At 38.2% G+C, this 22,753-nt stretch carries 20 protein-coding genes and 4 tRNA genes; 10 read left to right on the top strand and 14 right to left on the bottom strand.

Going from position 1 to position 22,753, the window contains the following annotated elements; genetic code table 11:
* Window positions 1-33 precede the first annotated feature (33 nt).
* Complete coding sequence (locus BGP15_RS15355; RefSeq protein ID WP_286753113.1) at window positions 34-258, bottom strand: hypothetical protein; 225 nt, start codon at window positions 256-258, stop codon at window positions 34-36.
* Between the two features lie 147 nt (window positions 259-405).
* On the bottom strand, window positions 406-630 hold the full coding sequence (locus BGP15_RS15350; RefSeq protein WP_046671848.1) for a PG1828 family lipoprotein: 225 nt from the start codon (window positions 628-630) through the stop codon (window positions 406-408).
* Window positions 631-957: 327 nt separating this feature from the next.
* Between BGP15_RS15350 and BGP15_RS15345 the strand changes: the two genes are divergently transcribed.
* On the top strand, window positions 958-2,307 hold the full coding sequence (locus BGP15_RS15345) for an acyl-CoA dehydrogenase family protein (protein WP_286770015.1): 1,350 nt from the start codon (window positions 958-960) through the stop codon (window positions 2,305-2,307).
* Between the two features lie 112 nt (window positions 2,308-2,419).
* On the opposite strand, the gene BGP15_RS15340 is transcribed toward BGP15_RS15345, so the two are convergent.
* From BGP15_RS15340 to rplS, 5 genes are all read right to left on the bottom strand, one after another.
* The gene (locus tag BGP15_RS15340) at window positions 2,420-3,205 is read right to left on the bottom strand and encodes an META domain-containing protein (protein ID WP_286753115.1); all 786 of its coding nucleotides are present in this window, start codon (window positions 3,203-3,205) and stop codon (window positions 2,420-2,422) included.
* 118 nt (window positions 3,206-3,323) lie between these two features.
* Window positions 3,324-5,150, bottom strand: coding sequence for a membrane protein insertase YidC (yidC, locus tag BGP15_RS15335; RefSeq protein WP_286770014.1), 1,827 nt, complete (start codon window positions 5,148-5,150; stop codon window positions 3,324-3,326).
* A 39-nt stretch (window positions 5,151-5,189) separates the two neighbouring features.
* Entirely contained in the window at window positions 5,190-6,800 is a 1,611-nt protein-coding gene (pyrG, locus tag BGP15_RS15330) for a CTP synthase (protein WP_046671852.1), read from the bottom strand.
* 123 nt (window positions 6,801-6,923) lie between these two features.
* Entirely contained in the window at window positions 6,924-8,009 is a 1,086-nt protein-coding gene (locus BGP15_RS15325) for a carbohydrate-binding family 9-like protein (protein ID WP_286770013.1), read from the bottom strand.
* A 295-nt stretch (window positions 8,010-8,304) separates the two neighbouring features.
* Complete coding sequence (gene rplS, locus BGP15_RS15320) at window positions 8,305-8,652, bottom strand: 50S ribosomal protein L19 (RefSeq protein WP_286770012.1); 348 nt, start codon at window positions 8,650-8,652, stop codon at window positions 8,305-8,307.
* A 343-nt stretch (window positions 8,653-8,995) separates the two neighbouring features.
* On the opposite strand from rplS, the gene BGP15_RS15315 reads away from it, so the two are divergent.
* A tRNA-Pro gene (locus BGP15_RS15315) sits at window positions 8,996-9,069 on the top strand.
* Between the two features lie 45 nt (window positions 9,070-9,114).
* Here the strand turns inward: BGP15_RS15315 and BGP15_RS15310 are convergent.
* Window positions 9,115-11,490: an ABC transporter permease gene (locus tag BGP15_RS15310; protein WP_286770011.1), complete on the bottom strand. Its 2,376-nt coding sequence runs from the start codon at window positions 11,488-11,490 to the stop codon at window positions 9,115-9,117.
* A 434-nt stretch (window positions 11,491-11,924) separates the two neighbouring features.
* Between BGP15_RS15310 and BGP15_RS15305 the strand changes: the two genes are divergently transcribed.
* From BGP15_RS15305 to BGP15_RS15295, 3 genes are all read left to right on the top strand, one after another.
* A tRNA-Pro gene (locus tag BGP15_RS15305) sits at window positions 11,925-11,998 on the top strand.
* Window positions 11,999-12,327: 329 nt separating this feature from the next.
* A tRNA-Pro gene (locus BGP15_RS15300) sits at window positions 12,328-12,401 on the top strand.
* 292 nt (window positions 12,402-12,693) lie between these two features.
* Window positions 12,694-13,674 (top strand): 3-keto-disaccharide hydrolase, encoded by a 981-nt coding sequence (locus BGP15_RS15295; RefSeq protein WP_286770010.1) that lies wholly within the window; start codon window positions 12,694-12,696, stop codon window positions 13,672-13,674.
* A 42-nt stretch (window positions 13,675-13,716) separates the two neighbouring features.
* Here BGP15_RS15295 and BGP15_RS15290 read toward each other — a convergent pair whose 3' ends face one another.
* Both BGP15_RS15290 and BGP15_RS15285 read right to left on the bottom strand, forming a co-directional pair.
* Window positions 13,717-14,010 carry a Smr/MutS family protein gene (locus BGP15_RS15290; protein ID WP_286753121.1) on the bottom strand — a complete coding sequence of 98 codons (294 nt, stop codon included), beginning with the start codon at window positions 14,008-14,010 and terminating at the stop codon, window positions 13,717-13,719.
* 45 nt (window positions 14,011-14,055) lie between these two features.
* Window positions 14,056-14,475 (bottom strand): hypothetical protein, encoded by a 420-nt coding sequence (locus tag BGP15_RS15285; RefSeq protein WP_286753122.1) that lies wholly within the window; start codon window positions 14,473-14,475, stop codon window positions 14,056-14,058.
* Window positions 14,476-14,721: 246 nt separating this feature from the next.
* Between BGP15_RS15285 and BGP15_RS15280 the strand changes: the two genes are divergently transcribed.
* Window positions 14,722-15,738, top strand: coding sequence for a hypothetical protein (locus tag BGP15_RS15280; RefSeq protein WP_286770009.1), 1,017 nt, complete (start codon window positions 14,722-14,724; stop codon window positions 15,736-15,738).
* A 159-nt stretch (window positions 15,739-15,897) separates the two neighbouring features.
* A complete protein-coding gene (locus BGP15_RS15275; RefSeq protein ID WP_286770008.1) occupies window positions 15,898-16,644 on the top strand; it encodes a copper homeostasis protein CutC in 747 nt (248 codons plus the stop codon).
* 33 nt (window positions 16,645-16,677) lie between these two features.
* On the opposite strand, the gene BGP15_RS15270 is transcribed toward BGP15_RS15275, so the two are convergent.
* Both BGP15_RS15270 and BGP15_RS15265 read right to left on the bottom strand, forming a co-directional pair.
* Entirely contained in the window at window positions 16,678-16,857 is a 180-nt protein-coding gene (locus BGP15_RS15270) for a spore protein (protein ID WP_286753125.1), read from the bottom strand.
* Between the two features lie 33 nt (window positions 16,858-16,890).
* Window positions 16,891-16,961, bottom strand: a tRNA-Cys gene (locus BGP15_RS15265).
* Between the two features lie 457 nt (window positions 16,962-17,418).
* On the opposite strand from BGP15_RS15265, the gene BGP15_RS15260 reads away from it, so the two are divergent.
* The 3 genes from BGP15_RS15260 to BGP15_RS15250 all read left to right on the top strand — a co-directional run bounded on the left by BGP15_RS15260 (window position 17,419) and on the right by BGP15_RS15250 (window position 19,996).
* On the top strand, window positions 17,419-18,042 hold the full coding sequence (locus BGP15_RS15260) for a porin family protein (RefSeq protein ID WP_286770007.1): 624 nt from the start codon (window positions 17,419-17,421) through the stop codon (window positions 18,040-18,042).
* Between the two features lie 116 nt (window positions 18,043-18,158).
* Entirely contained in the window at window positions 18,159-19,295 is a 1,137-nt protein-coding gene (locus tag BGP15_RS15255; RefSeq protein WP_286753127.1) for an AI-2E family transporter, read from the top strand.
* An 86-nt stretch (window positions 19,296-19,381) separates the two neighbouring features.
* Window positions 19,382-19,996, top strand: a complete 615-nt coding sequence (locus BGP15_RS15250) for a porin family protein (protein ID WP_286753128.1) — start codon at window positions 19,382-19,384, stop codon at window positions 19,994-19,996.
* Window positions 19,997-20,128: 132 nt separating this feature from the next.
* Here BGP15_RS15250 and rpsJ read toward each other — a convergent pair whose 3' ends face one another.
* Both rpsJ and fusA read right to left on the bottom strand, forming a co-directional pair.
* The gene (gene rpsJ, locus BGP15_RS15245; RefSeq protein ID WP_028070501.1) at window positions 20,129-20,434 is read right to left on the bottom strand and encodes a 30S ribosomal protein S10; all 306 of its coding nucleotides are present in this window, start codon (window positions 20,432-20,434) and stop codon (window positions 20,129-20,131) included.
* Window positions 20,435-20,512: 78 nt separating this feature from the next.
* Window positions 20,513-22,636, bottom strand: a complete 2,124-nt coding sequence (gene fusA, locus BGP15_RS15240) for an elongation factor G (RefSeq protein ID WP_046671862.1) — start codon at window positions 22,634-22,636, stop codon at window positions 20,513-20,515.
* Window positions 22,637-22,753: the final 117 nt, after the last annotated feature.

Below are 22,753 nucleotides of genomic sequence, written 5' to 3'. Positions count from 1 at the left end.
GCTTTCTATACGGTGTAAATTCTTTTCAGAGAATTAGTGAGCAGCTTTAGTTGAATCAACTTTAGCAGCAGCTGAATCTACAGCAGTTTTTGCTGAATCTACAGCAGTTTTTGCTGAATCCAATTGAGTGTTAGCTGAATCTAAAGCAACGTTAGCTGAATCAGTAGCAGCGTCAGTTTTTTTAGCAGTTTCACCACATGATGCGAAAGCCAATGTTAAAGCTAAACCTAAGAAACCGAATTTGAATGCGTTTTTCATTTTATTAAAATTAAAATATTTTTAAATCTTGTTATTTAGGAGTTAATACCATTAAACAAAAAAGGTAACCCCTGTATTTCTTTTTTTGAAAAAAAAAGAAAGGCCTTTCGTAAAAAAGGCCTTCCAAAAGCTCTATTCAGTCCTAAATTATTTTTTAGTAGCAGCTGAATCAACTTTAGCAGCAGCTGAATCAACTTTAGCAGCAGCTGAATCAACTTTAGTAGCAGCTGAATCTAATGTGTTAGCAGCTGAATCAACTAAAGCAGAAGCTGAATCTGCAGCACCTTCAGCTTTTTTCTCTGAATTGTTACAAGATGCGAAAGCTACAGTTAAAGCTAAACCTAAGAAACCGAATTTTAATGCGTTTTTCATTTTCTAATTTTCTAATTTAAATTGAAATAATTTTCTTTTTCATCTCTTAATACACGTAACCAAAAAAGGTAACCCAAAAAATAATATTTTTTTGAAAATATTATTAACAAGCTGTTTTTAAGTGTTTTATAGTTATGTGTTTTATTCGAAACGTTCCTGATTCCAATATTTTATTGATAAGATATCGTGCGATAAAAGTTAAGTTGCTGTCCATTCGTTTGTTTACCGGATAATTCCATAGTGTCAATTTGTATCATGCCGTTTCCAAACAATTTTCGATTATTTTTCTTATTTTAAAAAGGAAACACTTAAAAAGTAATTGCAATTATGTTTGATAAAGTAAAGAATATAATGGATTTGGCAAAATCAATAGACTTTGCCAAATTGGAAGAAATATCGAAGAAAGTGGATTTGGGAGCAGTAATGGATGCCGTATCAAAAATGGATGATAAGCAGCTTCATGGTTTAATGAAAATGCTGAGTGCAGGAAAAGAAAAAAAGGAATTACCTCCTATTAATGGTGATTTCTATGCTATGGATAGCAAATTAAACGATTCAGATCGTGCATTGCAATTGAAGGTGCGGGAATTTATGGAGAATGAAGTCAAGCCAATTGTCAATAAATATTGGTTAAGAGATGAATTTCCTTTCGAAATTATACCGAAACTAGCCGCTTTAAATATTTGTGGCTATACCTACGATGGGTATGGCTGTATGGGGGGCAGTTCTTTAATGGAGGGGATCATCGCAGCGGAGATAGCGCGTGTTGATGCTTCTGTAGCGACTTTTTTTGGCGTACAGAGTGGTTTGGCTATGGGATCAATCTATATATGCGGATCCGAAGAACAAAAACAGGAGTGGTTGCCCAACATGCAGAAAATGCAAGTGATTGGTGCTTTTGGTCTAACCGAGCCCGAAGTAGGGTCGGGAGCAGCGGGCGGATTGACAACAACCTGTAAGAAGACCGCCGAAGGCTGGGTGTTAAATGGTCAGAAAAAATGGATCGGGAACTCCACTTTTTCGGATATAACCATTGTTTGGGCTAGGGATCTTGATGATGGCGAAGTTAAGGGGTTTATTGTACGAAAGGATAATCCAGGTTTTTCCGTTGAGAAAATTAAAGATAAAATGGCTTTGCGTATCGTACAGAATGGTCTTATTACTTTAGCGAATTGCATCGTTCCAGAAAGTGATCGCCTGCAACATGCAAATTCTTTTAAAGATACAGGAAAGGTTCTTCAGATGACGCGAGCAGGTGTCGCTTGGATGGCCGTAGGATGTGCGCGAGGCGCCTATGAAAATGCCTTGGATTATACACGTAAAAGAAAGCAATTTGGTAAACCAATCGCCTCTTTTCAGCTTATTCAAAATCACCTGGTTGAAATGTTGTCCAATTTAACGGCTATGCAAACGCTTGTCTTCAGATTATCTGAATTACAGGATAAGGGTGAGCTAAGAGATGAACATGCCTCGCTGGCCAAAGTCTTCTGTTCTTTACGTACCAGGGATATTGTTTCCAAGGCTCGAGAGGTCATGGGCGGAAACGGTATTCTGTTGGAATATAATGTCGCACGGTTTTTGGCCGATGCTGAAGCCATTTATTCCTATGAGGGGACAAAAGAAATCAATTCACTCATTGTTGGCAGAAGTATAACTGGATTTAGCGCCTTTGTTTAGGGTATCTGGCTAGTCTTTGGCATCCTGTTGCAAAATATCGCTTAATACATAAAAAGGGCATTGTTTCGTAACAACGCCTTTTTTACTTCATTTGGAGCAAAAATCTAATTTTCTATTTCCGTTTGAATCGCATAATAGCAATGTCACCCATGATAAATGTCAACGTATTCTCGCTTATACTAAAGGTATTTACCTTTTCTAAGGTCGAAAAGAAGGTTGCTTCGCCATTACCTTCGCAGGCCATCTTTGTCGACATAATGGGGCCAAAATTAATGGTGTTTCCATTCGTTTTAAAAGTCATATTGTAATTATTACAGCTGCTATTTCCGTTTACTTTACCACTGGAAACATCAAATATCATGGTTGGTTTACGATTGGGATATAGGCCATCGAAAGCAATCCGTGGGCCGGATATATAATCAAGTTCCCAAGTTCCACTAAGTTGTTGCTTATTGTCCTGAATCAACTTAAATTTTGCCAGGGGAGCCATTTTCGCTTTGTTCAAGCTAAGAATATCATCCTTAACCGTATAGTTATCTGCAGCAATCAGGTTTTTGGATAAGGCTTGTTCAATAGACATATCCGGACAGGCCATCATCGTAGACATACCCTGAGCAAATTTAACCTTTCCATTCTTTGATAAAGTCAATTCTCCACCGATGCCATTACATCCCCCACTTGCACTGTAACTTTTTTCGTCCAGCTGGAGGTAAGGCATTTTACCGTTGATCTGAGCCGCTACTGGCTGTCCATTGATTTCAATCAATTGCCATTTTTTTCCAATTACTGACGACAGGCTACTTTCTGTGTTCTGCTCATTCGCGTTTTTCTTCATCACAGAGCAACTTCCAAGACTAACGATTAAGATGGCCAGTATGGCGATGTTTTTAAAGTTCATATTTTAAATTTTAACCTATTAACACCCTTTTTAACGTTTGGTTTGACAAAATGCTACAAAAGTTCACAAACAAAAAAGGCTTCCAGTTTGGAAGCCTTCTTTATCAGTAGGATAAATCTTACGATTTGTTTTTATTTTGTTGTGCTTGTTGTTGTGCACGCATCATTTCTTCCATTTTCGTTTGGAAGCTCGATTTTTTATCTGCTTTTGGATTCTTTTTATTTTCCTCCAATTTAGCTAAGATTTTCTCATCATTCACCATAGTGCGAATAACCAACTGCGTTAAGAACGTAAATAATGCACTTAAGAAATAGTAGTAATTCAAACCTGCTGGGAAGCTATTCAAAACAAAGAAGAAAATCAACGGCATGATATAGCCCATGTATTTCATTTGTCCTGTAGCACCAGATGTAGCGTTGTTATACCAGGTCGTTAACAGTGTTGTCAATGTCATCAAGATACACATCAACGAGATGTGGTTGAATGATCCAAAAATAGGTGCAAATGTGAATAGCGTATCATAAGTTGACATGTCCTTCATAAACAAGAAGCTTTGCCCTCTCAATTCAAATAAATTTGGAAAGAAGTAGAAGAACGCAATGGTAAATGGCATTTGTAAGACGAGAGGAAGACATCCGCCAAGTGGATTCACACCGACCTGTTTGTACAGTTTCATTTGCTCCTGCTGCATCAACATTTGATTGTCTTCACCCACTTTTGCTTTGATCTCATCCAGCTGCGGTTTTAAAACACGCATTTTGGCCATAGAGACATAAGACTTGTAGGTCATTGGGGAAAGAATCAACTTCAACATCAATGTCAATAAAAGGATAACGATACCATAGCTCATATGGAAACCATCCAGGAAGTTGAATACAGGTACTGTAATCCATTGGTTGATCCAACGCATAGGCCCCCAACCCATATTGATAATCGATTGATAATCATTTCCTTCAGCCTTCAATACATTGTATTGATTTGGCCCAAAGAAGAAGTTTAGGGAATAATTATTGTCCTTTTGGTTATCAAATGCTAATTCCGCGTTTGTGTTGTAGAATTTAACGATATCGGTTTCTGACGCATGTTTTACATCCACTTTTGCATTGACAAAGCCATCTTTAGTGCTGAGGATACTAGAGAAGTAATGCTGCTTGAATGCAATCCATTGTACTTTTTTCTCCAATGCTTCATCAGCATCTTTTGATTCGGAAAGGTGATCTACTTTATTATCTTCTTTATAATACAGGGTAGATTTCTGTCTTTCCGATTCTATGTTTTGCTCTTTCTGTCTCAACGTGGTGTTCCAGTTCAGGGTCAACGTTTTTTGACTCTGCGGAATTAAATTCTGTATCCCTTTTGTGTTAATGTCCAGTCCTACATTATAACCTTTGCCAGCAATCGAGTATACATATTCAATATATTGATCGGCACTGTAATTTAGTCGGAATTTTACAGATTGTTTACCTTCAGCAGAAACTTGGATATCCGAAGATTCTGTATTGAAGTATAAATCATTTGTTGATACATTTTGACCAGCTGCATTAAACTGAAAACCAAACTTGTTGTCGTCGCCATCAAAAAGCATCAACGGTTTTCCATTGAAATTCTTTTCGCCTTTTAGTTCTACGGATTTAACCTTACCACCTTTTGTACTGATTTTGGCAATGATTTTCTCGTTTTCAATCGTAATGACTTTCTCCGTTCCAAATTTTGTCGCGCCAAAAGGTTTTTTCAATTCCGCCGAATCAGCAATCACTGCTGTTTGTGCTGCTTTGGCTTTAGCGGTAGAGTCACTTTCGGCAGGCAGTCCTTTTTCGGTACGCGCTTTAGCCTCTTGTCTCGCTTGTTCTTGTTTGATTTCCGATTCTGAAGGCTTCATCAGGTAAAATGAACCAGTGATGATAGCAAACATCAGGACCAAACCAATTAGGGTATTTCTATCCATTTTTAATAATTAAACTTAATTAATTGTATCCTTCTATTACTACTTTGATTTTTTGTTGGCCAAAGCAGCGGCTACAAAGCTAACAAAAAGTGGGTGAGGATTTGCAACAGTTGACTTTAATTCTGGATGAAATTGTCCGGCAACGAAAAATGGATGGTTTTTCAATTCGACAATTTCAACTAATCCAGTCTCCGGATTGAATCCTGAAGCAATCATTCCAGCAGCTTCATATTGTTTTAAATAGTCATTGTTAAATTCATAACGGTGACGGTGTCTTTCAGAAATTTTTGTTTTACCATAAATGGCAAAGGCCTTAGTTCCTTTTTTAATTTCACAGTCGTAAGCACCTAAACGCATTGTACCGCCCATATTGGTGATATTTTTTTGCTCTTCCATCAAATTGATGACCGGATTGCTCGTGGTGGCATCCATCTCGAAACTATTAGCGTCTTTCAGACCCAATACGTTTCTTCCGAACTCGATAACCGAACATTGCATACCTAAACAGATACCGAAGAACGGAATATTATTTTCACGAACATATTGAATAGCATTTAACTTACCGTCCAAACCGCGTTCGCCGAAACCCGGAGCAACCAAGACTCCATCCATACCTTTCAGCTTTTCAGCAACATTTTCTTTTGTAACACTTTCAGCTGCAATATAACTTACTTTTACTTTACATTCGTTTGTTGCACCTGCATGGATAAATCCTTCAATAATGGATTTGTAAGCATCTGGTAGTTCAACATATTTTCCGACTAAGGCAATATTCACTTCACTAGTTGGGTTTTTGAGCTTGCCAAGGAAGTTCTTCCAATTTTCTAAATCTGGCTCATTTTTGTTGGAAAGTTTTAGCTTTGTTAATGCTGTTTTATCAAGATTCTCCTTCAACATCAGTAATGGAACGTCATAAATCGTCGACGCATCGATAGATTCTACGACGGCGTTGATGTTGACATTACAGAATTGCGCTAATTTTTTACGGATTTCCTGTGATAATTTATGTTCAGTACGACACACTAGAATATCTGGTTGTACACCATATTCCAATAATGTTTTTACTGAATGTTGCGTAGGTTTAGTTTTAAGCTCGCCAGCAGCGGCTAGGTAAGGGACTAAAGTCAAATGGATAACCAGCGAATTATTGGCTCCTAATTCCCAGCGAAGTTGTCTTACAGCTTCCACAAATGGTAAGGACTCAATATCGCCCACTGTTCCGCCCAATTCAGTGATGATAATATCATATTCACCAGACTCACCCAACAGTTGCATTCTGCGTTTTATCTCATCGGTGATATGGGGAATGACTTGAACGGTTTTTCCTAAATAGGCACCTTCACGTTCTTGTTGGATAACGTGTTGATAGATGCGGCCTGTCGTGACGTTATTTGCTTGTGAAGTAGGGACGTTCAGGAAGCGTTCGTAATGACCTAAATCAAGGTCTGTTTCAGCACCATCTTCCGTAACATAACATTCTCCATGCTCATATGGATTTAATGTTCCTGGGTCGATGTTAATGTAAGGGTCGAATTTTTGAATGGTAACTTTATAGCCACGCGCTTGGAGAAGTTTAGCAAGGGAGGCAGCAATAATACCTTTCCCCAACGACGAAGTAACGCCGCCCGTAACAAAAATATATTTAGTCATAACAATTAAAGGATTTTCAATTTTATGTGGTCAAAATGACCAATAATAGTTGCTTTATGTACGGGATACAAAGATAGCAATTTTTATTCAAAATCAGAATTGAAGATCGCTCGAATAATTAAATTAAAAATAGATGTTACCTTGGCTATCGATTGTTGTCTTTAGTGTAGGCTGTGCTTTTGACTTAATTTCAATACGATAGAAATTAGTGCTATTTGAAAATACAATCTCATAATTTTTGTGCTCATTTATAATTTCAGGATATAATTTGCTTAACTCCTGAATTGACGTTGCATAGCGTTTTTTATCGTTTCGATAGATCTGTTGCAGGTAAAAGATATTCCAGGTAACTTTTTCGAGCGCGAGGAATTGCTCATTGATAGGTTGATGGTTTGTGTCGTTAACAAATTTTATATGTCCCCATCGCTCAGGGTAATGCATATTAACGAGGCCGATTGGAGACCATACCCAGTTCTCTTCAGCGAGCGTCTTACCCGTGTTGTCTTTTCTCTTGCTATAGATAGTTTCGGTATTGTCATAATGCCACTGAACGCGTGAGAAGTTTATCTTCCAGGTTTCATTTGCTTTGATCTGATTTCCTTCGCCAAAGTATTTTAGACTTTTTACAGGTATTTTCATTTCCACAGTCCAAAATTCATCCTTGTCTTGTGGATTGTTGATGGACCCGGCATGATAGACTGCAGTTTCAATATCTTTTGTGTCCCAATTTAGATTAGCCCTACCGCCAAAGCGATAAGGTTTAGTCATCAAAAGATCCATAACTGTATTTAATGCATTTATTTCAATCTCTATATATTCCGGAGAGAATAGATTTGGCTTGAGAAAGATCTCAAAATCATTGTCATGATAGATGATTGTATCTTTCTGTCTTAAATATCCTTTGATATGAGGTTCTTGAAGCTTGGCAAAAAGATAAAGGTTTTCTTTATCCCAAAGCATCTTGACTTGCGTCTTAAAAGTAGGGACAGGCTTATTTAATCCCTCAATATCCTTAAAAGAGTCTGTCCATGGCGCTTTTGACCAGGAAGCCTCATCGTCCTTTCCGTCAATCGTGATTGCATCTGTTGCTGGGTGTACATAATAGGTTTCAGGGCGCGACTGTAACTGAAGAAATTCATTCAGATTCCGTTGTGCAAAAGTAAAGGTCGGATAGCTTATAAAAGCAAAGATAAAAGCTATAATTCTCATCAAGATACAGTTTGATTTTTAACGGCAGCAAAGTGAAGATGGAACAAAATTAGGATGTTTTTAACTATTGTGATCATCTACGATTCTACCTTTCAGATACGAAGCTAAAAGTAAGTAAAATGTTTTAGCGCGGCAAAGAGGAGGGTGTGATTTTAGGAAACAATATATAATTGTCCTAAATTTATTACAGAAGCAGTGGTTTGTATGACCTGCGTTTTGGAAGCTACGGGTGGTAGGGCATAAAAAAAGGCTTTGAATGATTTCAAAGCCTTTTTTTATGCCGTGGTAGTCGTAATTAGATTCTTTTCGATTTAATACGAGCAGCTTTACCAGTAAGGCCGCGTAAATAGAATAATTTCGCGCGACGAACTTTACCGTAGCTGTTTACTTCAATTTTTTGAATGTTTGGTGAGTTTACAGGGAAAATACGTTCAACACCTACACCGTTTGAGATTTTACGAACGGTAAAAGTAGCGTTAGCACCTTCGCTGTTTAATTGAATTACTACACCTTGGTACACCTGTACACGCTCCTTATTTCCTTCGCGAATTTTATAATGAACGCTGATGGTATCTCCAGCTTTGAAAGCGGGAATTTCATTCTTTACTACCGCTTGTTCTTCTACAAATTTTACTAAATCCATGATTTCGAGTAATTATTAACGATTTATATCCTGTAAAAATCGGAATGCAATATTACGACTTATTTTCTGAATATAAAAATACTTTTTTAAAAAAACTATTGACTGATATTCAAATCGGATGCAAAGATATGAAAATGAAATGGATAATCTAAAGATATTTTGAATATTCCTTTGTAGACTATATGGAGCGGGTTTTTGATTGCTAAATTCAATAGAATATATTGTTTTGATAAAAATATTATGCAATCAATCAGTTGTTTAGTGATTAATTTTCTATAGGGTGTTGACAAAGTCAAAAAATGATTCGATATTTGTGCCACACAAAACAAAGGTGATACCTTTTCGGGGTGTAGCGTAGCCCGGTATCGCGCCACATTTGGGATGTGGAGGTCGTAGGTTCGAATCCTGCCACCCCGACTTAAAAGCTCTAACGAAAGTTAGAGCTTTTTTTGTTTCCTATTTTTATTCGTCCCGTAAGCTATTTACAGGATTAGCTATGGCTGTTCGGATAGCCTGCCAACTTACTGTAATTAATGCGATACCTATTGTTACTAGTCCCGCCAGCACAAACATCCACCATTGGATTTCGATGCGGTAAGCAAAGTCTTCCAGCCATTTGTTCATGGTTAGCCATGCGATCGGCGAGGCAATTATCAAGGCAATTAATACGGGTTTTATAAAATCTCTGGACAATAATGTAGTGACACCCGATACCGAAGCGCCAAGCACCTTGCGAATTCCGATCTCTTTGTTTCGTTTGGCAGCCGTAAATGAGGCTAAACCATAGAGGCCTAGGCACGCGATAAATATGGCCAATCCAGAAAAAAGACTGAGTATACGTTGTTGCCTAAGATCAGTTTTGTACAGCATATCGAATTTCTGGTCCAAAAAACTGTATTCAAACGGATATAATGGGGCTACTTTCCCAAATGCGGTTCTGATAGTTTTTAGAGCTTCAGGGAAATCTTTTGTGTTTAAGCGGATAAGGGCTACCCTTAGATCATCAGAAGGGGCAACAACTAATGCATCCATGTTTTCTTTTAGGGATAGGAAGTTAAAATCATCAATTACACCAATGATTGTCCGGGGGGATTGATCGCGGATCGTATTTTTTATCCATTTGCCAATGGCCTGTTCGGGAGTAAATCCAAGCATTGATGCTGCAGTACGATTGACTAATACAGCCCTAGTGGAGTCGGTCGAGTGTTGTATTGAAAAGTTTCGGCCTGCTATTATTTTGAGTTTCAAGGTACTTACATAGTCAAAATCAGTGAACTCTGTCCTTGACTTCCACTTCTCACCGTTTTTTCCTTCGACCTCGAATGTGTGGTTATCGAAGAAGCCGCCCGGTTCACCGGACATAAAGGAGACCGATGTAATGTCGCTGCTCGCAGATAATTCGTTCTTGAATGTACGCAGGTTGTTATACAGTTCTTCATTGTCTATTGGAATAACCACTGTCTGTTGGTCGTCATAGCCAAGTCCCAGTTCTTTTACATATTTCATCTGCTTAGAGATAATCAATGTACCGGTGATCAGTAAAATAGATATGCTGAATTGGAACACCACTAATGTATGGCGGAACAGTGTGCCGCCCTTGCCTAAGCGCAATTTACCTTTTAATGCCTGTATAGGGGAGAAGGTCGAAAGGTATAATGCGGGGTAACTTCCCGCTAATAGACCTACTATAATGATAACTGCAATCAAAAAAATATAGATCGGCCATGAATTCCATGGGACTGTTAGGCTGTATCCCAATAGTTGATTGTATACAGGCATAAGTAGTTGCAGTAGACACATGGCGAGCGCGCAGGATATGCTGGTTAATAAAATGGATTCTCCGATAAACTGTCCCATTAATTGAAGACGTTGTGCGCCAAGCACCTTTCTTAAACCAACTTCTTTCGATCGGTCAACTGCACGTATTGTTGAGAGATTCATGAAATTGATGCAGGCGATAATCAATATAAGTATGGCGATGGAAAGAAAAATGTAAATAACCTTTTTTTCGCCATGTTTTGCGCTGTCAAATGCGCTGTGGGATTCAAGATAGACGTCTCGTAGCGGTGTAAGCGCAAGATCAAAATGAATGCCCATATTGGTAGAAACTGCTTTCATATGCCTATTCATGAAATCAGGAAACTGCTTTTCCAATTGCCTAGCATCCTTATGTTCGTCAAGTAAGATGTAAGTGAATAAATTGTTGTTTTGCCAGGCTTTAAAGGGTTCGGTATTGAGATAATTGGATAAGGGGATAATGAGATCAAAATCCAGATGTGAATTGACCGGAAGATCTTTAGCGATCCCAGTAACGGTTAATTGTTTATTTTTATCAAGCTGCAGTATTTTACCGATAGGATTTTCATTTCCAAAATATTTCTTCGCAGTTGTTTCCGTGAGCACAACACTTGTTGGATTTTTTAAAACAGTCGTTGGATTCCCTTTGATTAGCGGAAAACTAAATAGTTCAAAGAAATCGTCATCTGCAATAAAGAGTTTCTTTTCATTGAATGCAATGTTGCCAACAGAGAATAACCCATTGGCAGGCATTACCCGTACAGCTTTTTTGATATCATCGGGATAATCGGTTAATAAGGCCGTGGCATAGGGTGCGGATAAATAAGGTGCACGGTCCTTGGTGTTGTCAAAACCACGCATGACCCGATAGATGCGACCGCCTTGGCTGTGAAACTTATCAAAGCTAAACTGATTGGCGATAAATAGAAATATCATTGCGCAGACGGTGATGCCTATTGTTAAGCCAAGAATATTGATAAAGGAAAAAACCTTGTTCTTTATCAGGTTTCTCCAGGCAATTTGGAAATAGTTCTTTATCATACTTTTCGTTATAAGTGTTCATTTTGAACTTATGGTAATCAATCCCGTTGAAGGATAGCGTAATTCTATTTTTTTTAAAATGTTCATTGGATCAATTTCAAAAAAACGGCCAAAGGGTTAAGTTGTTTACAATCAATTTGTTGTGTATTATCTTTATGTGATCTAAGTGTTTGTATTCGAACACTTCATGTTCATCTCCGAACATGTTGCGGTTGAGAGGTCAAAAGATTTTAATTGACAGGTGAGTGTTTTATCGAAATAATAAATAGCGGGAACAGCATTGGCTTTGATTGTATAGAGGAGAGCGATGTGCCGTCTGGCGAAGAGTATGTCGCAATGTAACAACTTGTTAGTTTTATTTTGTGTTTTTCATTTGCAAATAATTTGTAAGAACCGTATATTTGTGCCACACAAAACAAAGGTGATACCTTTTTCGGGGTGTAGCGTAGCCCGGTATCGCGCCACATTTGGGATGTGGAGGTCGTAGGTTCGAATCCTGCCACCCCGACTAGAAAAGCTCTAACGAAAGTTGGGGCTTTTTATGTTTCAGAGCAGGGTGTGCACCTGCGAGCTTTAAGATACTAAAAGGTTCGATCCGTAAGAGCTTTTTTTTTTTGGGGGGCTATTTAGCGCTAAACCGAAATTGTTCTAAAGCTTCACTAGGTGTAATAGAAGGGATTTTTCATTTTTTGCTTTATAAAATGAGCTGCTTTTTAATCTTATTTGTAAATTATTTTGCAATAAGTCAATCTGTTAGGTGGTTTGTGAAGAATATTTTTGAAAAAAACATATTTTTAGTTTACTTTTGTGCCACACAAAACAAAGGTGATACCTTTTCGGGGTGTAGCGTAGCCCGGTATCGCGCCACATTTGGGATGTGGAGGTCGTAGGTTCGAATCCTGCCACCCCGACTATAAAAGCTCTAACGAAAGTTAGGGCTTTTTTTTGTTTTAGGGCAGGGTGCGAACCTGCGACCTTTAAGATACTAAGAGGTTCGATCCGTAGGAGGCTCAGGGTTGTGTTTGGGAAATGTGGGGCTGAGTCAATCCTGCCACCCCGACTATAAAAGCTCTAACGAAAGTTAGGGCTTTTTTTTGTTTCTGGCTTTCTTTATGTTTTTTAACATTATATCCTTGTAAACCCGCTGTTAAACAGTTAAATTGCTTGAAATTTATTGTCAACTAGAATATAAACATAAATAATATGAACAGAAAAGCGGCATTTCTTTTAGGAATTTTGGCCTCTTGTGCATTACCGCAAGTTACCTTTGCTAACCATTCCATTGGAGAATCTATTCATTATCAACAGGACGTAGAAGGCAAAGAGCTGATTGGTCGATGGGATATCGAAGTGGATATTAATGGTACTCCTGCGCCATCTTGGCTGGAAGTTAAATTGTCGGGCTATAGAACTTTAGTAGGTCATTATGTGAGTACTTCCGGAAGTGCCCGGCCAGTTTCTCAGGTGTTTTATGAGAAAGGGAAGTTCAAATTTGCCATCCCGCCACAATGGGAGGGTGGAAAGATGAACCTAAGCGTGGAAGGCGAGATTGTTAATGGTGTATTGCAAGGGACGATAATAGAACCTGATGGAAAAACATATCGCTTTAAAGGTGTTCGTGCTCCAGAGCTGAAGCGAACAGCTGCAGTAAAATGGGGTAAGCCTATTCAGCTGTTCAACGGCAAGGATCTGACCGGATGGAAAGCTACTGGTAAAACGAATCAATGGGTGGTGAAAAATGGTATCCTGACCAGTCCGCAATCTGGTTCTAATTTGGTTTCTGAACAAAAATTTGAAGATTTTAAATTACATGTTGAATTTAAAATTCCAGCGGGAAGTAACAGTGGTGTCTACTTGAGAGGCCGATATGAGGTTCAGATAGAAGATAGTCCTAAAGACGCACATCCTAATGCCGTACTTTTTGCAGGGGTATACGGTTTCTTGGCTGCAAATGAAATGGTCAACAAAGGAGCTGGAGAATGGCAAACCTATGATATCACATTGGTGGGCCGTCTTGTAACAGTTGTGGCAAACGGTAAGACGGTGATCAGTAATCAGGAAATTCCGGGTATTACCGGTGGTGCATTGGATAGCAAAGAGGCAGAGCCAGGACCAATCTATTTCCAGGGGGATCACGGTCCAGTGGAATTCCGAAAAGTGATTATTACACCAGCTATTAAATAGCATAACATCATGCAAAGGCTATCTGCAAAAAGGTAGCCTTTTTTAAATCCCTATCACAACGACTACAATGTCTTCATTCTGGTAAGAAGTATAATATCGTTCAATAGCACCCTGAGCCTTGTACTCTTGCAACTCTTCAAAAACCAATTTTTTTAACATTCCTTTTCCCCTGCCATGAATAAACTTTATTTCGTTCATCTCCCAATAAATAGCTGCATCTAGATTAGAACGCATAAAATCCATGGATTCTTGTAGGAGCTCCTCTGGCGAATAATCTTCCCAATCTTCAAGAAAGGTGTCGGTGTGTAAGTCAACGATAGCTGGTGGTTTGCGCATTTTTCCATATTTTACAATGCTGCAAAAGTAGAATAAAAGTGCGACTTAATAGATTAAGTCGCCAACGAAATAAATCGCTTGGGCAAATTTTTCATGCCATTTTTTGATAATAGCTGCAATTTCATATTCTTCCTCATCGGCATGATTGAGCATAAGTAACTCGATCGATTGGAGGAGCTGTTTGAGATCTAGAAAATAACCGTCAAAATCCCGGAACGCAGACACAGTGTCCCGAATAAGCAGCATGGCATCATGTCGAAGTGTAATCATATCATGACGTGAAGATATTCGGTCCAGCAACCATTCCTTCTGGAAATTGGAATCAATATGTCTGTTGCAAGCCTGATTAAAAAGCAATTCAAATTCTACAATTTGATGTTTCAGATCATATATAGTTTTTTGGAGCTCTTCAAAAGTACTGATGATCTTTTCTTGGGTCTCCATGTTTTTTGATATAATTGCCATGATATTTTACTTAAAAATGTATGAACTTGGTTTTTAGTTATTTAAATAAAAGCATGTAAGGTATATACAAATAGATAAGCCGAATGTTTTACCTGTCTAAAATTCGGTTATGACTTTTGAATACAAAAGAAAAGATGGAAACTAAAATGGACCTGAGTTTTTTCTATTTTTGGTTCAGGTTCAAATGGTCGATTTTTTTTTGAAACCTAATTTAATTAATATTATTTCATTTTAAGTATATTTAATATGCTGTATTGGAGTCAATACAGTGTGAATGTATTAACTATGGTAGCATCTGGTTTTGTTGATTTCTTTAAGAAGAAGGGATTTTATATGCTTCTTTTACTGCTAATAACCAGCTTACCCATGTGCCATGGCCAATACAGGCTTAAAGATTCTACAAAATTTATAAACGATCAGTTGCCCAGGTATCTCGGAAGAATGGGGAAGATTAAGTCTAGAAATTATCCCCTCGGTGGTCGTGAAGCAATCTTGCGGATATTACTGAAAGACTTTTACGTGTATAGATTGGTTTCAGGAGAAGATAGTTTGAATAGGGAACATTATTATGCTTTATGGAATCCACTTTCGGTAAAGACATTTAAATCGCTAAATACACGTGATATGTTTAGTTACTGTATGCTTGTCCGTGAGTTTGAGATGCAAAATTGTGGTTCCTTGGGGCGGTTGAAAGGCCAACACATATTCGGAGTCTTTTATCGAAGGAACATACCGCTGGAATATTGGAGCGATAGACAATTGGTTGCTTTGCATGTAAATAGAGATTCCGTTGTACAATATGTGAAGCAGATGTGGCCTACACTCGATTTCATTGGTGAGAACACTAAAGATTTAGTGGTTGAATTGATGACGTGGGAGTTGATACCAAAGGTGTTGGATAAGTTGGTTTTGACACCAGCGGACAATGATCTGTATTCTCTATTGGTGCAAATAATGATGCGCCTGAAATTCAAACCTTTTGAAGATTCGGCTATTTATGAGCAATTGTACGGTCCGGCGTCTTATATAGGAAGTCAAATTGAAAGCAATACAGAAAATCGGAATGACATCGTGAAACTTGCGCGGGAATGTTTTGAAACGCTAAATGCATCGCCTGGCTTCCAATTACCAGCTTATATCAAACGAGAGCGTTTCTTAGATCCACCTTCTTCAAAGGATCTGCAAGATCAGACGAGCACTCCGAAAGGACCGGATTGGAAGTGGAAAAAAGTGGATGTACCGCGTTATAAGCTAAAGCTGTAGATCTTCGTCTGCGAGCAAAATTTCCAACGCTGGTAAAATATCTTTTACCTATAGTATTTTCTAACGCTTGTACTGTTTTGACCGGAGGGAGGGCAGTAGGTTATTTGCTTTTTTTTTACGTTATTCGCGTAAACGAAAAATAGCTTAAAATATACTAGAATGAAGGAAAAGGCAATTGGAAATTACCAATTAGAAATCTGTTCAAATTCCGTAGCATCAGCAATTGAAGCCGAACAAGGTGGAGCGACCCGAGTCGAGTTTTGTCAAAATTTGGAAAATGGCGGGACTACACCGTCGTTTGGTCAGTTGAAGTTGGTGCGAGGATTGGTGAATATTGGTATTCATGTGCTTATCAGGCCACGTGGAGGTGATTTTCTTTATACAGAGACCGAGATCTTGGAAATGATAGCTGATATTCAGTTGTGCAAGGAATTGGGGATAGATGGTGTTGTGATAGGTATACTGAAGGCGGACGGTACAGTGGATAAAGAAAATACTTTGCGATTGGTGGAAGCTGCGCGTCCCATGCATGTTACCTTTCATCGTGCTTTTGATCGCGTGGAAGATCCTTTTCAGGCCTTGGAAGATGTTATTGAATTGGGGATAGATCGTATTTTGACATCTGGTCTGCAAAACTCTGCTTTAGCTGGAGCTCCATTGCTCAGAAAATTGGTACAGCAAGCAAATGGCCGTATTGCGATTATGCCTGGTGCAGGTGTAGATGCAGCTAATATAGTTCACATTTTAGAGCAAACTGGCGCAGTTGCCATACACAGCTCGGCGAAAGAGCAGCATGTTTCGAAGATGGAGTTTAACCAGATTCAGGTTAATGGAATGGATGAGGCACAGTGGATGAGCTCAAAAGAAAAAGTCCACCAAATGGTGGACCTATTAAAAAGCCTTTAAAGTAGTACTTTAAAGGCTATTAAATTCTTCTTACTATTTAGCTTCTGAAGCTAATTGATTTAAGATAGCATCGTTTTTAACGATTTGGTTGCTAGCTTTCATTTTTGATCTAGAACCTAACTCTACATTAGATCCTAATTTCAAGAACTGAACTTCAACACGTGAAACAGTTTTATTTCTTCTATCTTTTCTTTTTAAACGTGTAACTCCCATTTTGATAATATTTTTATTGTTTAAAATAAAACGAGGTCGGAAGCGGATTCGAACCGCTGTAGGAGGTTTTGCAGACCTCAGCCTAGCCACTCGGCCATCCGACCCTATTTTTTTCCTTTTGAAGGTCTGCAAAAATAAAACTTATAATTGGAATTAAAAAATCTTTATGATAAAACTTTTATGTTTTTGGGCATTAATCTGAAAACCAAGCAAGTATTTTCATTGCGGGACAGATAGCGAATTGTCATTGATAATAATCCTTGCTGTTTTCCTCCAAAGATAGCCTAGAGATTTTTGATGGCTACCCGCGATTAACAATAGGCTATTCACATCGTATTGAACCGTGTTGTTAAGTGTGCAAAGTTGAAAAGTATTCAGTTGACTGTATCTTTTAAAGGACAATGAAAAGCCCCGTTTTAGGGCTTTTCCCTAATGTTTCACTATGTAAATTAACGGCTTATGTATTTTGGAATAGATATTGCAAATGGGATTGTAATAAATCTCGTACAGGAAATTATGAGATTATTTGAGGAAAGAAGAAAGTAAATTAAATTAGGAAACATGAAAAAACTATTATTATCTGCAGCAATTTTATTTGGTTCATTGGGAGCCTTTGCACAAGGTGGATTGGGATATGGATTACGTGCTGGTGTAAACATTCCTAAATATTCGACAAGTTTGGGAGATACTAAATCAAATACAGGTTTCTTTGTAACAGGGTATTTGGATGCTCCTATTTCACCATTCTTCTCGGTACAGCCTGGATTGTCTTTACAGAATAAAGGTGCAAAATGGGTTGAAACGAGTAACCACGAGCTAAAAGAAAGTGTAATGTCTTTGGATATTCCGGTTAACCTAGTAGCAAAATTGCCTACAGGTGGATCTGGTAATTTCTTTGTTGGTGCAGGTCCTTACGTGGGATTTGGTTTGAGTGGCAAACGCAAAGGTGAAGAAGTTGTTGGTGGTGATGCTTATACCACAGTTGATAGAGATCTAAAATTTGGTAGTGGTACAGGTAAAGATTTAAAAACCACTGATTTCGGTGTAAACTTCCTAGCAGGCTATCAATTAACTAATGGTTTTCAAATCAATGCAGGTTATGGATTAGGTTTGACAAATCTAGCTCCAAATGGTGGTTCAATAAAAAACCGTGTTTGGTCTATCGGTATCGGCTTCGGACTATAAGAAATATAAGTACTTAAACTTATTATGAGGAAAGAGTCCCTGCATTTGTGGGGACTTTTTTATTGCATTAAACTTAAGTCGTCCGAAATTGTTATTTTTATTCAAAAGATTGCTGCATGAAAAGATTTCTCCCTTTACCCTTTTATGTTAAGTTGGCCTGTGTACTCATCAGTATCATTCTACTGGGGTATTTAGCAAAAATTGGAGATACGATAGTGATTCCGATGATTTTGGGCTTACTGTTCTCGCTACTATTGATTCCGCTGAGCAGTTTTATGGAACGGAAACTCCATTTTCCTAGAACATTGGCTGGTATATTAAGTGTTATTTTATTTTTCGGCGTTCTTGGTTATGGGCTTTTTCTGTTAGCATCTCAACTCACACTGCTTAAAGAGGATTTTCCGGCTTTTAAACAACAGATCATGGATGGGGTGAGCAATTTGCAGACTTGGGTGAGCCACCAATTTGGAATCCAACATAAAGATCAAATTGATTTTATCAATAAAACAGCATCTAAGTCTGTGGATTCGGGAACTTTATTCTTGGGAACAGCCTTGGTTTCCCTTTCATCGATGTTTATTTTATTTGTCTTTACCTTTCTTTACACATTTTTCTTGCTTATATATAGAGGACATATCGTTAAATTTCTGTTATTTGTCAACCGTGTTGAGGACAGGCCAATTGTTGTAGATGTAATAAAACAGGTTCAGTATGTCGTCAAGAAGTATCTGATTGGCTTATTGATCCAAATGAGTTTGGTGTCCTTATTAGTCTTTATTGTCCTGTCATTAATAGGGGTAAAATATAGTTTGCTTTTGGCCTTGATAACAGGAGTGTTTAATGTATTGCCTTATGTCGGTATTTTCTCCTCGATGCTTATCATTGCCATTCTGACGTTTGCGACATCCTCTTTTACCCATGTTGTTCTCGTTATCATAGCAATAATTATTATACACATGATTGACAGTAATTTCATCGTGCCGAAGATTGTGGGTTCTAAGGTGAAAGTCAATTCCCTGTTTGCTATGCTCTCCATTATTATTGGTGAGATGATTTGGGGTATATCAGGTATGTTTTTGGCTATTCCAATTCTGGCTATCGTTAAGATTGTGATGGATCGTATTAAAGAGCTTAAGCCTTGGGGGTTCCTGCTGGGAGAAGAGGATAGTAAAGATGAGGTGTATAAGGATTTATTCGATACGTTAAATCCAGTTGAAAAGAAGATTATAGAAGAAAACGAGCTGAAGTCATAACTTTCGTAGAATCGAAGGTGTAATAAGAAAAATATTAATAGATTAAAATTTTATCGTATTTTAGTCTTATATATAATTTATTATTAATGAAAAGAAAGTTACTCTCAATCGCTGCTGTACTATGTTTTATTGCTGGAGCAAAAGCACAGATTTCCTATGGTTTTAAGGCTGGTGCAACTTTTCCTAAAATGACGGCGTCACTAGGAAGTGTATCTGTTTCGACAGAATCATCTACATCGTTTTATTTGACGGGATACTTAGATGCTCCTTTAGCAAATAATTTTTCTATCCAACCTGGTTTATCGTTACAAGGGAAAGGGGGGAAAGGATTGACACTTATTGACTTTGAAGAATTGGGGAATAAGGTGAAATTAGACTTAATGTATCTAGAGTTACCTGTAAATTTTGTATACAGTATTCCTACTGGAAATTCCGGAAGCGTTTTCTTAGGAGCTGGACCATATGCTGGATTGGGGCTGTCCGCAAAAGCCAAAGCAGAAAATGTAAAAATCGACGTCGGTTTCGGAGATAATAAATTGAAACGTTTTGATGCCGGAATTAACTTTTTAGCGGGGTATCGTCTATCAAATGGCTTTTTGATTAATGGTGGATACGGCTTGGGACTAGTTGATATGGCTGGGGCTGAAGGAGGTTCTTTAAAGAATCGTGTATTTTCAATTGGTATAGGTTATCAGCTATAATCTTGGCTGGGTGAAAAATACTCCCATCGCCATGTTTTGGATTTTATTGGTTTCTCTGGTAATATTTGCACAAACATAAAAAAGGGCTTTTCTTGCGAAAGGCCCCTTCTTTTTTTCAGTGATTGAAATCTATCACACTTTGATTTCTACTTCAACACCTGAAGGTAATTCAAGTTTCATCAATGCGTCAACAGTTTTAGCGTTTGAAGAATAGATATCCAACAATCTTTTGTAAGCACATAATTGGAATTGCTCACGTGCTTTTTTGTTAACGTGTGGTGAACGTAATACCGTGTAGATTTTTTTCTCAGTAGGCAATGGAATAGGACCACTAACAACTGCACCTGTAGGTTTTACTGTTTTTACGATTTTTTCAGCTGATTTGTCAACCAAATTGTAATCGTAAGATTTCAATTTAATTCTGATTCTTTGGCTCATAGTATATGATATTATTTAAAAATGACCGCTGATTAGAGCTATTAACAACCAGCGGTCGGTTTATTTTTGAGTTCTATATTATTCTACAGAACCTTTGATTTTACCTTTTGATTTTGCAATCACCTCATCAGCAACGTTACGAGGAGCTTCTTCGAAGTGATCAAATTCCATGGTAGATGTTGCACGACCTGAAGTGATTGTACGTAATTGCGTTACGTAACCGAACATCTCAGAAAGTGGAACCAATGCTTTGATTACCTGTACACCGTTACGCGAATCCAAACCTTGCATTTGACCACGACGACGGTTTAAGTCACCCATTACATCACCCATGTTTTCTTCTGGTGTTAAAACCTCTATTTTCATAATTGGTTCCATTAACACTGGAGAACATTTAGGCAAGCCTTCACGGTATGCTTGACGAGCAGCTAATTCGAAAGACAATGAATCTGAATCGACAGCGTGGAATGAACCATCAATCAAACGAACTTTCATTCCTGATAATGGGAATCCTGCTAATACACCATTTTTCATTGAAGTTTCAAATCCTTTTTGAACCGAAGGGATAAATTCTTTAGGGATTTTACCACCAACAATTTCATTAACGAATTGAAGCGGTGATTTTGTTAAATCGAAATCTTCGTCCGCTGGAGAAATAACAACTTTGATATCCGCGAATTTACCACGACCACCTGATTGTTTTTTGAATACCTCACGATGCTCAGTAGTACCGTTGATAGACTCTTTGTATGATACTTGAGGAGCACCTTGGTTAACCTCTACTTTAAATTCACGTTTCAAACGGTCGATCAAGATCTCTAAGTGAAGCTCACCCATACCAGAGATAACTGTTTGACCAGTTTCTTCGTCAGTTTTTACAACGAATGTAGGATCCTCTTCAGCCAATTTACCAAGACCAATACCTAATCTATCAACGTCAGCTTGAGTTTTAGGCTCGATCGCCAAACCAATTACTGGCTCAGGGAAAGTCATAGATTCAAGAACGATAGGTGCTTTTTCGTCACAAAGAGTGTCTCCAGTTTTGATGTCTTTGAAACCTACAACAGCACCGATATCACCAGCCTCGATGAAAGGGATCGGGTTTTGTTTGTTTGCGTGCATTTGGAAGATACGAGAGATACGCTCTTTGTTTCCTGAACGTGTGTTCAATACATAAGAACCTGCATCTAACTTACCAGAGTAAGCACGGATAAAACATAAACGACCTACAAATGGGTCAGTCGCAATTTTGAAACCTAAAGCTGCGAAAGGTTCGTTTACAGATGGTTTACGGAAAATCTCTTCACCTGTATCCGGGTTAGTACCTTTTACAGCTTCTACATCAAGCGGTGAAGGCAATAATTCCATGACCAAATCCAACATAGTTTGAACACCTTTGTTTTTGAAAGATGAACCACAAACCATAGGAACGATAGAGTTATCCAATACAGCTGCGCGTAATGCATTTAAGATCTCGCGCTCAGTCAATGAATCTGGATCTTCGAAGAATTTCTCCATCAAAGTCTCATCATAACCAGCTACTGCTTCCAATAATTTCTCACGGTATTCAGCAACTTCGTCCAACATATCATCAGGAATAGGAACTTCAGTGAAAGTCATTCCTTTGTCGTGTTCGTTCCAAACGATACCACGGTTGTTGATCAAGTCAACTACACCTTTAAAACTATCTTCAGCACCGATAGGCAATTGCAAAGCAACTGCATCAGAACCTAACATATCTTTAACTTGTTTTACAACTTTCAAGAAGTCAGCTCCTGAACGGTCCATTTTGTTAACGAAACCGATACGAGGTACTTTATACCCATCAGCTAAACGCCAGTTTGTTTCAGATTGAGGCTCAACACCATCAACAGCTGAGAACAAGAATACTAATCCGTCTAGTACACGTAATGAACGGTTTACCTCAACCGTGAAATCCACGTGTCCAGGAGTATCGATTACGTTTACTTGGTATTTGTTGTTACGGTAGTTCCAGAATACTGTTGTAGCAGCAGAAGTAATCGTGATACCACGCTCAGCTTCTTGCTCCATCCAGTCCATTGTAGAAGCACCTTCGTGAACTTCACCAATTTTGTGGTTTACACCTGAGTAGTAAAGGATACGCTCAGTTGTTGTAGTTTTACCAGCATCAATGTGGGCAGCGATACCGATATTTCTAGTGAATTTTAAATCTCTTGCCATAATATTTTTAAGCAGCGGACCTTAATGGTCTTATGTGTTTAAATGTAATGTTAAATAAGTACACCGACCTTGATAAAAGATTGTTTTTATCGGAGGTCGGTGTAATCATATTTTTTT

This window comes from Sphingobacterium sp. 40-24, assembly GCF_001899705.1.
Classification (GTDB): Bacteria; Bacteroidota; Bacteroidia; order Sphingobacteriales; family Sphingobacteriaceae; genus Sphingobacterium; species Sphingobacterium multivorum.
Note: the sequence above shows the minus strand (reverse complement) of the source record. Positions and strands in the feature narration are given on the sequence as shown.